The 14,849-nt window shown below is 68.0% G+C and carries 18 protein-coding genes; 10 read left to right on the top strand and 8 right to left on the bottom strand.

Going from position 1 to position 14,849, the window contains the following annotated elements:
- Nucleotides 1-144 precede the first annotated feature (144 nt).
- Nucleotides 145-339 (top strand): ferredoxin, encoded by a 195-nt coding sequence (locus tag ACFQ9R_RS11105; protein ID WP_067444696.1) that lies wholly within the window; start codon nt 145-147, stop codon nt 337-339.
- 142 nt (nt 340-481) lie between these two features.
- On the opposite strand, the gene ACFQ9R_RS11100 is transcribed toward ACFQ9R_RS11105, so the two are convergent.
- Together ACFQ9R_RS11100 and ACFQ9R_RS11095 are read right to left on the bottom strand one after the other, a co-directional pair.
- Entirely contained in the window at nt 482-706 is a 225-nt protein-coding gene (locus ACFQ9R_RS11100; protein ID WP_378990274.1) for a hypothetical protein, read from the bottom strand.
- 20 nt (nt 707-726) lie between these two features.
- Nucleotides 727-1,557, bottom strand: a complete 831-nt coding sequence (locus ACFQ9R_RS11095; RefSeq protein WP_378990272.1) for an SDR family oxidoreductase — start codon at nt 1,555-1,557, stop codon at nt 727-729.
- Nucleotides 1,558-1,652: 95 nt separating this feature from the next.
- Between ACFQ9R_RS11095 and ACFQ9R_RS11090 the strand changes: the two genes are divergently transcribed.
- The 4 genes from ACFQ9R_RS11090 to ACFQ9R_RS11075 all read left to right on the top strand — a co-directional run bounded on the left by ACFQ9R_RS11090 (nt 1,653) and on the right by ACFQ9R_RS11075 (nt 5,751).
- Nucleotides 1,653-3,230, top strand: a complete 1,578-nt coding sequence (locus ACFQ9R_RS11090; protein ID WP_067444704.1) for a methylmalonyl-CoA mutase family protein — start codon at nt 1,653-1,655, stop codon at nt 3,228-3,230.
- The gene (locus tag ACFQ9R_RS11085; RefSeq protein ID WP_067444706.1) at nt 3,230-3,631 is read left to right on the top strand and encodes a cobalamin B12-binding domain-containing protein; all 402 of its coding nucleotides are present in this window, start codon (nt 3,230-3,232) and stop codon (nt 3,629-3,631) included. Before ACFQ9R_RS11090 ends, ACFQ9R_RS11085 begins: the two co-directional genes overlap by 1 nt.
- Before the next feature lie 69 nt (nt 3,632-3,700).
- Nucleotides 3,701-4,657: an LLM class F420-dependent oxidoreductase gene (locus ACFQ9R_RS11080; RefSeq protein WP_378990271.1), complete on the top strand. Its 957-nt coding sequence runs from the start codon at nt 3,701-3,703 to the stop codon at nt 4,655-4,657.
- A gap of 71 nt (nt 4,658-4,728) precedes the next feature.
- The gene (locus ACFQ9R_RS11075) at nt 4,729-5,751 is read left to right on the top strand and encodes a CaiB/BaiF CoA transferase family protein (RefSeq protein WP_378990426.1); all 1,023 of its coding nucleotides are present in this window, start codon (nt 4,729-4,731) and stop codon (nt 5,749-5,751) included.
- A gap of 75 nt (nt 5,752-5,826) precedes the next feature.
- Here ACFQ9R_RS11075 and ACFQ9R_RS11070 read toward each other — a convergent pair whose 3' ends face one another.
- On the bottom strand, nt 5,827-6,846 hold the full coding sequence (locus tag ACFQ9R_RS11070) for a 2Fe-2S iron-sulfur cluster-binding protein (RefSeq protein WP_378990269.1): 1,020 nt from the start codon (nt 6,844-6,846) through the stop codon (nt 5,827-5,829).
- 95 nt (nt 6,847-6,941) lie between these two features.
- On the opposite strand from ACFQ9R_RS11070, the gene ACFQ9R_RS11065 reads away from it, so the two are divergent.
- From ACFQ9R_RS11065 to meaB, 5 genes are read left to right on the top strand one after another with little or no spacing between them, the layout of a single operon-like run.
- A complete protein-coding gene (locus tag ACFQ9R_RS11065; RefSeq protein WP_378990268.1) occupies nt 6,942-8,345 on the top strand; it encodes a class I adenylate-forming enzyme family protein in 1,404 nt (467 codons plus the stop codon).
- Nucleotides 8,323-9,225, top strand: a complete 903-nt coding sequence (locus tag ACFQ9R_RS11060; protein ID WP_378990266.1) for an acyl-CoA dehydrogenase family protein — start codon at nt 8,323-8,325, stop codon at nt 9,223-9,225. Before ACFQ9R_RS11065 ends, ACFQ9R_RS11060 begins: the two co-directional genes overlap by 23 nt.
- Nucleotides 9,212-10,300 carry an acyl-CoA dehydrogenase family protein gene (locus tag ACFQ9R_RS11055; protein WP_067444718.1) on the top strand — a complete coding sequence of 363 codons (1,089 nt, stop codon included), beginning with the start codon at nt 9,212-9,214 and terminating at the stop codon, nt 10,298-10,300. Before ACFQ9R_RS11060 ends, ACFQ9R_RS11055 begins: the two co-directional genes overlap by 14 nt.
- Before the next feature lie 2 nt (nt 10,301-10,302).
- Complete coding sequence (locus ACFQ9R_RS11050) at nt 10,303-11,070, top strand: enoyl-CoA hydratase/isomerase family protein (protein ID WP_067444721.1); 768 nt, start codon at nt 10,303-10,305, stop codon at nt 11,068-11,070.
- A gap of 26 nt (nt 11,071-11,096) precedes the next feature.
- On the top strand, nt 11,097-11,984 hold the full coding sequence (gene meaB / locus ACFQ9R_RS11045) for a methylmalonyl Co-A mutase-associated GTPase MeaB (RefSeq protein ID WP_378990265.1): 888 nt from the start codon (nt 11,097-11,099) through the stop codon (nt 11,982-11,984).
- Nucleotides 11,985-11,994: 10 nt separating this feature from the next.
- Here meaB and ACFQ9R_RS11040 read toward each other — a convergent pair whose 3' ends face one another.
- From ACFQ9R_RS11040 to ACFQ9R_RS11020, 5 genes are all read right to left on the bottom strand, one after another.
- A complete protein-coding gene (locus tag ACFQ9R_RS11040) occupies nt 11,995-12,801 on the bottom strand; it encodes a hypothetical protein (RefSeq protein ID WP_378990264.1) in 807 nt (268 codons plus the stop codon).
- A gap of 96 nt (nt 12,802-12,897) precedes the next feature.
- Nucleotides 12,898-13,188 (bottom strand): hypothetical protein, encoded by a 291-nt coding sequence (locus ACFQ9R_RS11035; RefSeq protein ID WP_378990263.1) that lies wholly within the window; start codon nt 13,186-13,188, stop codon nt 12,898-12,900.
- Between the two features lie 425 nt (nt 13,189-13,613).
- Nucleotides 13,614-13,832 (bottom strand): hypothetical protein, encoded by a 219-nt coding sequence (locus ACFQ9R_RS11030; RefSeq protein ID WP_378990262.1) that lies wholly within the window; start codon nt 13,830-13,832, stop codon nt 13,614-13,616.
- Nucleotides 13,829-14,305, bottom strand: a complete 477-nt coding sequence (locus ACFQ9R_RS11025) for a DNA-directed RNA polymerase subunit beta (RefSeq protein ID WP_378990261.1) — start codon at nt 14,303-14,305, stop codon at nt 13,829-13,831. Before ACFQ9R_RS11025 ends, ACFQ9R_RS11030 begins: the two co-directional genes overlap by 4 nt.
- 160 nt (nt 14,306-14,465) lie before the next feature.
- Nucleotides 14,466-14,756 carry a hypothetical protein gene (locus ACFQ9R_RS11020; RefSeq protein WP_378990260.1) on the bottom strand — a complete coding sequence of 97 codons (291 nt, stop codon included), beginning with the start codon at nt 14,754-14,756 and terminating at the stop codon, nt 14,466-14,468.
- Between the last annotated feature and the right edge of the window lie 93 nt (nt 14,757-14,849).

The raw sequence follows: 14,849 nt of genomic DNA, 5'->3' as shown, positions 1-14,849 counted from the left end.
TTCCGGGCGCCCTGTTGGGGCGCTCGAACGGCGCGGGGCTCGCCCGGCGTTGCGGGGGGGGCTTTTTAAAAAACACACCCCCCGGCCCCCGGCGGGGGGGGGGCCCGCCCCGACCCCGAGAAACAACGAAGGCGGAGAACGGTCATGAGGGTGTCGGTCGACGGGACCAAATGTGAGGGCCATGCCCTGTGCGCGGGTATCGCGCCGACGGTGTTCGAGGTGAACGCCGAGGACCTGGCCGTGGTGGTCGACGAATATCCGGGTGGTGCCACCGAATCGGAGGTCCGCTCGGCGGCGTCGGCCTGCCCGACGATGGCGATCGCGTTGGGCGAGAGCTAGCTCCGCGTCCGAGAAGGTCGAATGCAGAAACCCGCCTCCCACGGAGGCGGGTTTCTGCTGTCAGAAGCCTTGCGGGGCAGGGGGATTGCCGACATCAGCCGCGAGGATCCGGGGCGGATTCTCGCGGCTGATGGGGTGTCGTTCAGGCGGCGGGGTCGGCTGCGGCCGCACCACCGGTCATGGTGGTGCGGGTCACGGGCCCGTACCACCCGCACGGCAGTTCACAGGTGGCCACCACGTGGCGTTCGATGTCGCCGTCGAGGGACTTGCGTATCGTCTCCGCCGCGCCGGCGGGATAGCCACAGCGCGGGCATTTGCCGTAGTAGTCGAGGATCGGACGGACGCTGATCTGAATGGTCGGATGCACGGTGTGTCCTTCAGCCGGTCTCAGTCGAGGAAGAGGTCGAGCGTCGGGCTGTCGCCGCCGCCATAGCGCGACAGATCCTCGACGCCGGACGCGGTGAGAACCTCCGCGTCGATGTAGCAGTTCCCGCTGGCCGCGCGGGCGGGTCGGGACAGGATCTCGATCGCCGCGTCGGCCATGATCTCGGGGCTGCGCGACGACGAGAGCAGATTGTCGCCGTCGGCCATGTTCGCGACCGCCGAGGTGGCGATATAGGTCTGGGGCCACAGGCAATTCACGGCGATGCCCGCGTCGGCGAACTCGGCGGCCCAGCCCAGCGAGAGCAGGGTCATGCCGTATTTGGACAACGTGTAGGCGGGGTGGGCGCCGAGCCAGCGCGGGTTCATGTTCACCGGCGGCGACACGGTGAGCACGTGCGGGTTCGCCGAGGCGCGCAGGTGCGGCAGGCAGGCCTTGGTGAGCAGGAAGGTGCCGCGCAGGTTGATCTCCTGCATCAGGTCGTACTTCTTGGCCGAGAGGCTCTCGGTCGGTTCGACGCCGATCGCGCTGGCGTTGTTCACGCAGATGTCGATGCCGCCGAACCGTTCGACGGCGGTCTCGACAGCGCGCGCCACGTCGGCTTCGTTGCGCACGTCGCCGACCACGGCGACAGCCTTGCCGCCCGCGGCCTCCACCTCGGCCACCGCGGTGTGCACGGTGCCGGGTAGCCGGGGGTGCGGCTGCGAGGTCTTGGCCAGCAGCACCAGATTCGCCCCGCGCCGCGCGGCGGCCAGCGCGATGGCCAAACCGATCCCGCGGGAGCCGCCGGAGATGACCAGGGTGCGGTCGGTGAGTACGGCGTTCTCGCTGGACATCGGTCTCCTCAGTGCTGGTCCCCGCCGCGGATCGAAGCGGCATTCCCTTTCGATGGTATTGGCATTCTCATTTTTTGCAAGTACCGTAATCACTGATGAACGATCCGATACAGACCTCGTCCGGCATCCCGCTCTCGCCGGTCTACGGACCCGCGGACCTGGCCGCCGCACCGCCCGCACCGGGCGGCTTCCCATTCACGCGCGGCAACTTCGCCTCCGGTTACCGGGGTCGGTTGTGGACGTTTCGCCAATACTCCGGTTTCGGAACGGCGGAGGAGTCCAATCGCCGGTACCGATATCTGCTCGACCAGGGCGGAACCGGGTTGTCGGTCGCGCTCGACCTACCGACCCAATGTGGTTACGACTCCGACGATCCGGAAGTGACCGAGGAGGTCGGTCGCGTCGGCGTCGCGGTGGACACCCTCGCCGACGCCGAGATCCTGTTCGACGGCATGCCGCTGGACAAGATCAGCACCAGCTTCACGATCAACGGCACCGCCGCGATCCTGCTGGCGCTCTACGTGGCGGCCGCCGAGAAGAAGGGCGTGCCGCGCGAGAAGCTCACCGGCACGATCCAGAACGACATTCTCAAGGAATACGCCTCGCGCGGCACCTGGATCTGGCCGCCGGAACCGTCGCTGCGGCTGATCGCCGACACCATCGAATTCTGTGCGGCCGAAGTGCCGAGATTCAACGCGATCTCGGTGGCGGGCGCGCACTTTCGTGACGCCGGCGCCAACGCGGTGCAGGAGATGGCGTTCACTCTCGCCGACGGTGTCACCTACTGCGACACCGTGATCGAACGCGGCCGGATGACGATCGACCAGTTCGCACCGCAGATCTCGTTCTTCTTCTACACCCACGGTGACTTCTTCGAGGAGATCGCCAAATACCGTGCGGGACGCCGACGCTGGGCGACGATCGTGCGCGAACGCTACGGGGCCACCACCGACAAGGCCTCGATGTTCCGCTTCGGCTGTGTCGCCGGCGGCGCCTCGCTGTACGCGCCACAGGCCCAGAACAACCTGGTGCGAGTGGCCTACGAGTCGATGGCCTCGGTGCTGGGCGGAGTGCAGTCGATGTTCACCGCGGCCTGGGACGAGCCGTTCGCGTTGCCGAGCGAGGAGTCCGCCACGCTCGCGCTGCGGACCCAGCAGATCCTGGCCTACGAAACCGGAGTCACCCGGGTCGCCGACCCGCTCGGTGGTTCCTACTTCGTCGAGGCGCTCACCGACGCGACCGAGGCTCGCATCATCGAGATCATGGACGACCTCGAGCGCCACGGCGGCATGGTCCGTTCGATCGAGGACGGCTACCTGCAGGGTCTGATCGCCGATGAGGCCTACCAGCTGCACAAGGACGTCGAGGCCGGCACCAAACCGGTCGTCGGGGTGAACCGGTTCGTCTCCGACGAGCCCGCGCCCGAGATCGCGACCTACGAACTCGACGCCGAGGGCCGCGACCTGCAACTGAAGCGTCTCGCCAGGGTGAAAGCCGAACGCGATTCCGTGGCGGTCCGGTCCAGCCTCACTGCCTTGTCCACCGCCGCCGAAGGAAACGAGAACCTGATGCACTACCTGATCGAGTGCGCGAACGCGTACTGCACGGTGGGGGAGATGACCGCCGCGCTCAAGGGCGTGTGGGGCGAGTTCCAGCAGCCGGTGGTGTTCTGATGAGCGCCCGTGTGCTCGTCGCCAAACCCGGTCTCGACGGCCACGATCGTGGGGCCAAGATCGTCGCCCGCGCGCTGCGCGACGCCGGTTTCGAAGTGATCTTCACCGGCATCCGCCAGCGCATCGAGGACATCGTGTCGATCGCGCTGCAGGAGGATGTCGCCGTCGTGGGGCTGAGCATCCTCTCGGGTGCGCACGTCTCGCTGACCACGCGCACCGTCGAGGCGTTGCGCGCGGCGGGCGCGGGCGATATCGCCGTGATCGTCGGCGGCACCATTCCCCAGTCCGATGTCGCGCGGCTGCTCGAAGTCGGTGCGGCGGCGGTGTTCCCGACGGGAACCTCGCTCGACACCCTCGTCACCGAGATCCGGGCGCTCACCAATACCCCGTCCCCGACCTGAGCGTCGGGTCGGTCGCAGCGGCGCTGACCACCGTGGTCGCGCGAAAAGTAGTGGAAGACGGAGGAATTCGTGCGTATCGGAGTGATGATCGGGCCCGAGAAGGGCGATGCGGCCCGCAAACTGTCCCGGATGCTCGACGACATCGCGTGGGCCGAGTCGGCGGGCCTTGACACCGCGTGGATACCCCAGATCCCGACCGATTTCGACGCGCTGATCACCATCGCGCTGATGGGACAGGTGACCACCCGGATCGAGTTGGGCACCGCCGTGGTGCCGCTGCAGGCCCAGCACCCTGTCGCTCTCGCCCGGCAGGCGCTGTCGGCGCAGGCCGCGGCGGGCGGACGGCTGGCGCTGGGTATCGGTCCCTCGCACCACTGGATCGTGGCGGACATGCTCGGGCTGCCCTACGAGAAACCGGCGGCCTACACCGCGGACTATCTCGAGGTGCTGAACGCGGGATTGCGCGGGCCCGGCACGGTGGACGTCGAGAACTCGACCTTCACCGTGCACAATCCGCTCGACCTCGGGCCGGTGGCCCCGGTGCCGGTGCTGGTCGCCGCGCTCGGTCCGGTGATGCTGCGCATCGCCGGCGAACAGGCCGACGGGACCATTCTCTGGATGGCCGACGAGCGCGCGGTGGGAGCCCATGTCGTGCCGCGCATCACGAAGGCGGCGGCCGAGGCGGGCCGTCCCGCGCCGCGTGTGGTCGCCGGTCTGCCGGTCTGTCTGTGCCGTCCCTCCGAGGTCGCCGAAGCCAAGGCCAGAGCGAACCGCATTCTCGGCGAAGCCGAGGTCTCACCGAACTACCAGCGGTTGCTCGAAACCGGCGACGCCCGCGACATCGGTGACATCTGCGTCGCCGGTGACGAGAGCGCCATCGCCGAGGGGCTGCGCCGGTACGGCGACGCCGGGGCCACCGATCTGTCGGTGCGCCTGCTGCCCATCGGCGACACCCGCGACGAGCTGGTCGCCTCGAAACGGCGCACCAGGGAGATGATCGCCGCTTTGGCAAAGGACTTACGGTGATCGGGGCGCGAGGCGAGAGCTTCCAGCTCTCGCGTGCTCGCGGCGCGCGGGGCGGGTCAGCGACCGGACCGCTGGCAGGCATCCGGATTCTCGAGGTCGGCACCATGCTGGCGGGGCCGTACGCCACCATGATGCTCGCCGATCTCGGCGCCGAGGTCACCAAGGTGGAACCGGCGGGCGGCGACATCTCACGGCAGGTGAGTGACAGCTACTTCGCCAGCCTCAACCGGGGCAAGCGCAGCATCAGCATCGACCTGAACACCGCGCGCGGCCAGGACCAGCTCGGGGAACTGGCCGTGAATGCACATGCGCTGCTGGTGAATCTGAAGCCGTCGGCGATCCACCGGCTCGGCCTGACCTACGAAGCGCTACGCCGGTGGAACGAGCGCATCGTCTGTGTCGCGATCACCGGATTCGGTTTGGACGCCGGTGACGACCCTGCTTTCGACTACGTTATCCAGGCGGCCACCGGCATCGCGGCGCTCACCGGAGATCCCGCCGGCCCGCCGACGCTGCCCGGCTACTCCTCGGCCGACAACTCCACCGGATTGACCGCGGCGCTGGGTCTGCTCGCGCAGATCGTGTCCGGCGAGGGCGGCCAGGTGGAGGTGTCGCTGCGCGATGTGATGCTCTCGCAGCTGAACTACCACGCCTCGGCCTACCTCAACGACGGCACGGCGCCGCAGCGGCGCCCGTTCGGGGCGCACACGTATTACGTTCCCGCGCAGATGTTTCCGACCGCCGAGGGGTATCTGGCGTTGTTCATCACCCACGACGGATTCTGGCGGCGCTTCGCCGGGGAAGCGGCGGTGGCGGGGTTCGAGACGATGGTCGAGCGGGCGAGCCGGCGTGAGGAGGTGCTCGCGGCGGTCACCACCGCGCTCGCGGCCGACACCGCGGTGGGCTGGGAATCGCGGCTGCGGCCCCTCGGCATCCCGGCCGCGGCGGTCCGGACGTTGCCCGAGGCGCTGGAGGCGACGCCGGAGGCGCTGGTGCAGGCGGGGCCACATCGACTGGTGGGCAGTCCGATTCGGATCGCCGGGTACGAGCCCACCTACGGCCCGCCACCGCGTTTGGGCGAGCACAACGACTGATCACGCACCGAGCCAGGGGGAGTCGGACCCCGGAACCTGTTCAGGTTCCGGGGTCCGTCGTCGCGCGCCGGGCGCTCACTCGTAGCGCACGGTGGTCTCGGCCGTGTCGGGAATCGCCTGACAGGTGAGCACGTAGCCCTCGGCGACCTCGTCGTCGGTGAGCGCGTCGTTGACGCGCATCGTCGCCGAGCCCTGGGTGAGTACGGCCATGCAGGTCGCGCAGTTTCCCGATTCGCAGGAGAACGGCGGGGTGAGGCCGCCGCGTCGCGCGCTCTCCAGCAGCGTCTCGCCCGCATTGCGCGGCACGGTCACCTTCTTGCGACCGAGGATGACGGTGACCGTGCCCGCGGTGGCGGCGGGCTCCGGCGTGGCGGTGGGTTCCGGTTCGGCCACCGCGACAACCGGTTCGGCCGCGCCGAAGCGCTCACTGAAGATCGCGCCCGGACCCGGCAGCGCTTCCTCCACCATCGCCATGAACGCCTCCGGCCCACAGATGTAGCTGTCGGCCGCGGCGTCGGCGCCGACGAAGGCGCGCACGGCGGCCGGATCGAGCAACCCGCTGTCGGCATCCAGATGCCGGAGCACCTCGAGCCGGGTGGGATAGTGCGCGACCAGTTCCTCGAGGGTGGCATCGAAGATCGCCGACGCCCGGTCACGGTCGACACACAGCAGACGCACCCGACGATCGGTCGTGGCCAGCGCGCTCTTGGCCAGCGACAGGACCGGGGTGATGCCGCTGCCACCGGAGAAGCCGAGCAGGGGGCGCTCGCTCTCGCGCAGACAGAATTTGCCCGCCGGCCTGCTCATCTCGATCACATCCCCCTCGCTGAGGTTGTCGATCAGCCAGTTCGACACCCGGCCGCCGACGACCCGCTTGACCGTTGTCATGAGCTCGGCGTCGGTTTCGGGCGCGCTCGACATGGAGTACGACCGGAACAGCTCGACATCGTCGACCCGCACCCGGAACGTGCAGAACTGGCCGGCGACATAGGACACCGCGCCCTCGTGTGGAGCGAGGACGAAGGTGCGGGCGTCGGCTGTCTCCTTGATGATCCGGGTCACCGTCGCGCGTTGGAACAGGGGAGTTCTCGCCATGGACCGGCTCCTTCTGGTATGAAGATTCTTATGGAAAGAGAATACTATTCTCTCTTGCAAGATGGGATCTTCTCAGTCCCGGCCGCGGAGGCGAGATGAACGACCGGATCGCACTCAGTTTCGACGAGCGGCATTACACGCTCAGCGAGTTGGACGGGCTCACCGCTGGCCTGGCCGAAGCCCTGATCGAACGCGGTGTGCGCCAGGGGGATCGGGTCGCGCTGATGTCGTCGAACCGGCCGGAGTTCGTGCTCGCGGTGCGCGCGATCTGGCTGGCCGGCGGCGCGGTGGTGCTCATCAGCCCGGCGTGGAAGCGCGGTGATGTCGAGCACGCGCTGGCCGTCACCGAGCCCGCCTACGCCGTCGGCGATCAGCCGGTGCTGGCCGAGCTGATGCCGACGCTCTCGCTCGACGCACCGATCACGCCCAGCACCGCCACCTTCGCCGAGCCCGTGCCATCCGAGGACGCCGTGCTCGTCTTCAGTTCGGGCACAACGGGATTGCCGAAAGCGGTGCGCCACACGCACGCGTCGTTCGCGGCCGCGGTGGAGCACTGGCGAGTGGCGCTCGGCTTCACCGGCGACGACCGGATTCAGATCGTCACCCCGCCCTCACACATCCTCGGGCTGCTCAATATCGTGCTGGCGCTGCGGACCGGCGCCTGGATGCGCCTGCATCGCCGGTTCGACCTCGATCGGATGCTGCACCACATCGAGGCCGACCGGATCACCGTGGAGATGGCGGTCGCGCCGATCGCGCTGGCGATCGCCTCCCATCCCGACCTCGAGTCCTATGACCTGTCGTCGCTGCGCTACATCATGTGGGGCGCGACGCCGGTGACGCCGAGCGTCGCCGAGACCGTCACGCGCCGAACCGGCGTCGCGTGGGTGCCCGCCTACGGCGCCAGCGAACTGCCGGTGATCGCCTGCAATCCGCTCGAGGGCGCCCGTCTCGACAGCGTGGGGCGCCCGGTGCCCGGCGTCGAGATCCGGGTGGTCTCCACGACCTCCGGCGAGGAGGTCGAAACCGGCGATACCGGAGAGATCCAGGCTCGCTCCGCGTCGTCGATGGCCGGATACCTCCCCGACGACGCGACCGCGGCGGCCTACGCCGACGGCTGGTACCGCACCGGCGATGTCGGCTATCTCGACGACGACGGCTGGTTGCGGCTGACCGACCGGCTCAAGGAGATGATCAAGGTGCGCGGATTCCAAGTGGCGCCCGCCGAGGTGGAAGCCGTCCTGCACGGCCACCCGGCCGTGGCCGACTGCGCGGTCTTCGGTGTTCCCGATCCGGCCGACGGCGAGGTGATCGTCGCCGCCGTCACCACCACGGGCTCGGTCGACGCCGACGAACTCATAGAGCTGGTCGGCACCCGGCTGGCCTCCTACAAGCGGCCGCGCCGAGTGGTGTTCGTGCCCGAAATCCCGCGCCTGCCCTCCGGCAAGGTGCTGCGCCGAGTACTGAAGGAGAGCCATGGACGTCCGGCTGACCTCTGAACAGCGACAGCTGCGCGACGCCGCTGCGAAACTGGCCGACGACCTCGGCCCCGGCTCGGTCAGCGACCTGGCCGACGAACAGCGGATCGCCCGGCTCGAGAAGACGGTCGCCAGCACCGGCTGGCGGGCCCTGCGCTCCGACGGCGCCTCCGGCGTCGAAGTGGCCATCGTCGCCGAGGAATTCGGCCGCGGGCTCGTCGACGTGCCGTTCCTCGGTCCACTTCTCGCCGACGACCTCTGGTCGCCCCCCGAATCGGTACCGCACTGGACCGTCGCCGTCGACGACCGCGCGATCGACGCGAGAGGCGCCCGCCAGGCCCTGATCGTGCGAGGCGAGTCGATGCTGGCCAGCTCGGTCGCCACCGCGACGACCGGCGCCGATCAGACACGGGCCGAGGCCGCGCTCACCGGCGTTCCGAAACTGCTCGGCGAGCTGTCCCCGGCGCAGGTCACCCAGTGGCGAGCGCTGGCGCTCGTGACCACCTGCGCCGATCTGGTCGGCACCGCGCGCGGTGCGCACGCACTGGCCACCGATTACGCGAAAGTCCGTGCGCAATACGGCAAGACGATCGGTTCCTATCAGGCCGTCGCCCATCTGCTCGCGGAGAGCCTCGCGCTGATCGAGGGCTCGGTGAGCGTGCTGCGCCACGCCGCGTGGGCCGTGGACGCGATCGAACCCGAGCGCGCCGTGCAGGCGGCCGTGATCGCCAAACTCTATTGCGCCAGAGCGGCATTGACCGTGTGCGAGACCGCGGTGCAGGTGCACGGCGGAATCGGCAACACCTGGGAGTGCCTGGCGCACGTGTATCTACGGCGGGCGCTGACGTCCACCGAGCTGTTCCCCACGAGCCTGGAGGAGATCGACCGTGGACTTTCGTGATTCGCCCGAGGAAGCGGCGTTCCGGGAACGCTTGCGCGAGTGGCTGTCCGGTGTCGCGGGACAGTTCCCGACCTCGGGTGACGAGTACTGGGCCAAGCAGGGCGAGTGGCACCGAGCGCTGCACGCGGCGGGCTTCTTCGGGCTGTCGTGGCCGCGCGAACACGGCGGCCACGAACTGCCCCCGGTCTACGACGTCATCCTCGACGAGGAGCTCGCCCTGGCCGGCGCGCCACCGCGGCCCAGCCTGGGCTATCTGATCCAGGGTCTGGGCAGGCACGCCAGCAAGCAACTGCAACAGCGGTTCCTGCCCGGCATGATCGACGGGACGCAACGCTGGTGCCAGGGGTTCAGCGAACCGGACGCGGGTTCGGACCTGGCCGCGCTGCGGACCACGGCCACCCGTGAGGGCGATTCCTATGTGCTGCACGGGCACAAGATCTGGACGAGCTATTCCGACGTCGCGGACTGGTGCCTGCTGCTGGCCCGCACCGACTCCGAAGTGCCACGGCACAAAGGCATCTCGGCCTTCGTGGTGTCGATGAAACAACCCGGCGTGCAGCAGCGGCCGCTGCGCATGATCAGCGGGATCACCACCGAATTCGGGCAGGTGGCCTTCGACGGCGCGGTCGTGCCCGCCGATCAGATGGTCGGATCGCCCGGCGACGGGTGGAAATTGGCGATGACAGTGGTCGGGCACGAGCGCGAACCCTCCACGCTCGGCTACGCGGCCCGCTACGGCAAGCTGGTGCGCCAGATGGCGGCCCGGACCTCGGGCCCGCTGCCCGCCGAGCTGGCCTGGGCCGCCGTGCAGACCGAGATGCTGCGCCTGCACGTGCGCCGGCGACTGTCCGAACAGCTCGACGGCGTCTCGCACGGCCCGGAGGGTTCGCTCGACAAACTGCTCATGACCTGGGTGGAACAGTCGGTCGGCCACGCCGCGCTCACCGTCGGCGGCACCCGCGATCCCGAACTGCTCAGCGCCTACCTCTACAGCCGCGCGCAGAGCGTCATGGGCGGGACGTCACAGATTCAGAAGAACATCATCGCCTCGCGCATTCTCGGATTGGGAGCCTGACCATGTACGACCTGCCTGCCGAAATCGACGTCCGCGCCGAAGGTCCGCTGCGGATCATCACGCTGAATCGGCCCGACGCGCTCAACGCGGTCAACGACGACCTGCACACCGGGCTCGCGCAGCTGTGGCCGCGCCTGAGCGAGGACCGGGAAGCCCGCGTCGCGGTCCTCACCGGCAGCGGCAAGGCGTTCTCCGCCGGCGGCGACTTCGCCTACCTCGCCGAGCTGAGCCGCGACGCCGACCTGCGCGCCAAGACGATCGCGCACGGGCGCGACCTCGTGCTCGGCATGGCGCGCTGCCGGATTCCGGTGATCGCGGCGGTCAACGGACCCGCCGTCGGCCTCGGGTGCAGCCTGGTCTCGCTCAGCGACATCGTCTACATCGCCGAGACCGCCTACCTCGCCGACCCGCACGTGCAGGTGGGCCTGGTCGCCGCCGACGGCGGCCCGCTCACCTGGCCGCTGCACACCAGCCTGCTCTTCGCCAAGGAGTACGCGCTCACCGGCGCGCGCATCCCGGCCGAACGGGCCAGGGAGATGGGCCTGGTCAACCACGTCGTCGCCGACCCGGTGGCCGAGGCGCTGGCCTGCGCCAAGCGCATCCTGGAACTGCCTCGCCAGGCCGTCGAGAGCACGAAGCGACTGCTCAACCTGCACCTGGAACGGGCGGTGCTGGCCAGTCTCGACTACGCGACCACCGCCGAGGAGATCTCGTTCCAGACCGCGGATTTCCACGCCACCATCGAGCGGCTCACCGCGGGCAAGAAGTAGCCGGACCGGACACTCGGGAGCCGTCGATGAACACTGGCCTGTCCGACGACATCGCCGAATTGATCGCGATGGCCCGCGCGGGTTCGATCCGCGCGGCCGGGCGGTTGCTGAGCCTGGTCGAGAGCGAGCGCCGCGAACAGGTGCTCGCCCACCTCGATTCGGCCCCGGTGCGCGTGATCGGGCTGACCGGGCCGCCGGGCGCGGGCAAGTCCACCACCATCGCGGTCCTGGTGACCGGCTATCGCGCGCGCGGGCAGCGGGTGGCGGTGCTCGCCGTCGACCCGTCCTCGCCCTACAGCGGCGGCGCGCTGCTCGGCGACCGCATCCGGATGGCGGCGCACATCGACGACCCCGACGTCCTGATCCGCTCGGTGGCCACCCGCGGGCACCTGGGCGGCCTGGCCGCCGCCGTGCCCGCCGCGATCCGGCTGCTCGGCGCGCTCGGCTACGGCCTGGTCCTGTTGGAGACGGTGGGGGTGGGCCAGTCCGAGATCGAGATCGCCGCGGTCGCCGACCCGACCGTGGTCATCCTCAATCCCGGGGCGGGCGACGCGATTCAGGCCGCCAAAGCCGGGCTGCTCGAGGTGGCCGACATCCTCGTCGTCAACAAGGCCGACCGCGACGGCGCCGAGCAGACCGCGCGCGAACTCCACATCGAAACCGGCCTACCCATCCTCACCCTGGTCGCCTCACGCGGCACCGGGGTCGAGGAGCTGATCGAAGCGATCGAGACCTACCACCGGACCGACACCGACGCGCGCAGCACAGCCCGCGCACGGGCACAGATCCTCTCGCTCGCGCAGTCACGGCTGCGCGGCCACCCCGGCCTGGACGAGCTGGCCGCCGCGGTCGCGGCCGGGGACCGCGATCCCTACAGCGCGGCGGAGCAGTTGCTGGTCGGAGTGACCCACTAGAAGCTTCTGTCTATTGCGGCCAGCCGGGGTAGGGAGGTAGTACCTCCGGGGCGGGAACGCGGGCACCCGGCTGATGTGCGGATCGATCCGGGTTCAGCGATGCGGGAAATTCCGCGGGCCACTCACACGGTTGTTCTGTCCAACGGGTGGCATTGGGGGAGGAAGGAGACATAGGTTCCCAGACAACGGGCAGGGGATGGACTGGGTACCTCGAACTGCCGACCATGCGTGGCTCAGGGTCCGGGACGTTGCTTCTCCGTACAGCGAATCCCGCAACAGAATGGATAGACCATGCTTTCCCGTCCCCGCCTGGGAAAAAATCTCCGGTCTTGTTCCCGTTCCGGCCGGAAAAATATTCTCCGGTATTGTTCCCGAATGCCACGTCGCCGACCCATGTGCACACATCTACGGCCCACAGTTCAAAGCCATCGCGGGCGAAATAATTTTCAACGTTGCGTATTTGAGCGAAGATGGTGCCTCGTACCTTCCATTGATAGTCGGCGGCTCGCTCGTCCAGTTGCCACATAGTCGGCGGATCGTACTTCAGAATATCGTGACCCTGTCTCTCCTTTAATTCCTCTTCGCTGAATTGTCCGGCTCCTCCCATGAACGCTGTCTCCATCATCGAACGCATTTGGGCAGCAGGTCCGGTCGCCAGATCGATGCCGGGTTCGGCAACCCACCGGAAGTTGTAGTCGAAGCGGTCGGGCCACCGGTTCGGCTGTACGGACGGCCCGGCACAGGCACTCAGCAGTAGGTAGATGGCCATCCCGATCGCGGCGGCACCGACCGCGCGCTTGCGCTTTATCGCTATCATTTCGGTTCGTCCGACTCGCGGACATCACGCCATTCGGTTCTGTAGTTGTATACGCCGGGAGCGTACTTTGCGAGATCTGCGTTCAAATTGGCGTAGCTAGTTTTTTTGGCTATCACAGGTATTGGCAATGTCGGTCAACGAACGAAGTTCCCCGGTCTCGGGATCGAAGTATTTCCCGATATTCGGGTCATGCCCCGCGGCGGCCACGTCGGTGTCGGTGTAGGACTCGGCGGAAGTGCGCAGTAGCCAGCCGAATTCGCGGTAGCGACCACCGACGATCTTCAGGCTCCGGGTGCGCGCGGGCTCGATCCGATCCAGCTGCGGCGCGACATCGGCGCCGTGGAGAAAGGTACTGAGCGTGCCGAGCGAACCGGCCGATGTGTCCATGACCGGCAATCTGGCCGATCTTGTCGTCTGCGAGTCTGTCCATTTCAGTTGCGGCAGAGCGCAACTCGGACGGCGAAACCTGCATGATCCCCCTCCGGATGATGTGCGGCCGATGGTATCAACGGCTCGATCGGGAGAGGGACTTCCGCAGAGCTGTTTGCTGAATATTCACCGATCGACAAGGTCCTGCGCTGTCCGCGAAACGAAGCCACCTGTGAGCGCCGGTTGTCGAACAATGGTTCCGGACGAATGAAGTGAGCTGCCTCCGAGTACGAGCGAGTCTGTCACCGGCGAATGCGCTGGTGACAGACTCGCTGTGACAGGGTTGCCTTCGCGCTGCCGGAATGGGGTGAGGTGGTTCTCCGTCTTACCCGGGCGCGCCAGGGCTTTCGGGTGGTCGGGCATACGGGGATCGGTCGGGCGGGTCAGGGCTGTAGGTACAGCCGCTCGTTGGGCAGGCGAGGCAATCCGGTGCAATGGCTGGGATAGACGGCGACGGTGCCGGGACGGTGGGCGGCCACATCACAGACGAACACCAGTGCAGCGGTCAGGCATGCCGCGAATTCCATTCGCACACTGGGGAATTGGATCGCGAGATGGATGTCGGGCTCGTCAGGGCACGGTGATCGGCCGCCGATGTTCATCGCGGAGTCCGCCTCAGGATCGATTGCGCGCATTCGATTACGACCGCACCCGACGGTCGGAACACGCTGGTAGCTGGAGACACCCACGTGCGGACCATCAGCGGGTCCGGCATCGGGGATGGCAACGCGATCTCGCCGTCGCGGATCACCACCACCCGCGCCTCCCATAGCCGCGTCACTTCGTCGGGGTCACCGATCGGTCGAGTATCGGCTCTGACCAAGAAGGTCCACATGTCGGCACGTGGGTGACCGATAATCGACAACGGGGCAACCCCGCGAACGTCGAGGCTGGTTTTGACGCAACGGGCCAAAGCGGTCGGCATCATCACCGCCCCGATCAACCCGGCCCCCATGGCAATCCGTCCTGTGCGTGGGTCGACCACGGCCGGAAGGCAACACACGCTCTTGTAGAACTCACAGCGCGACGGCGGGGTTTCGGTGAAGGTCGAGGCAGGTTGGCTGGTCTGGGTCATCGTGACACCTCGGGCAGTCCAGGAGCAGGGGCGCGTGGCCCGCTGACTTCGTCCGTGGGTGTGGCGGGCGCGCTTGTGAGCCAGCCGGCCTCACACATCGCTTCGAGCGCTCGGCGCAGTTCAGGCAGAGACTGCTGGGGCACGGCGGGGGTGAGTCTTCTCATCGCGAGCTCTGCCGTTCCGGGAGAGGCTGCCCGACGGTTACCCGCCATTGGGCGTGCTGGTTCCGGAAGGCGTCACCGTTGCGGCGCAACGAGTTCAAGGCACGCGCCACGCGCCACGGCGACATGTTCAGGTTGCGAGCGATTGTGTCGGCGGTGAGCAGACCGCCCGGGGCAAGGACATCGAGCACCTGTTGCTCAACAACTGTCAGGCTCTTGGTAGTCGTGTCGGTTGAGCGGTCGGCAACACGTCGCTTGTCGGGCGCTGATGAGTGGGTGAGGACCGTCATGGCTGCTAACTCCTGTGGGGGCGGGTGGCTGCTGCTAATCACCCTCCCAGTCGGCGGGGGCCCTCACACCTGCTGAGCGGTACGAGCTCCAAC

It is taken from the genome of Nocardia sp. NPDC056541 (assembly GCF_042794235.1).
Lineage (GTDB): Bacteria > Actinomycetota > Actinomycetes > Mycobacteriales > Mycobacteriaceae > Nocardia.
Note: the sequence above shows the minus strand (reverse complement) of the source record. Positions and strands in the feature narration are given on the sequence as shown.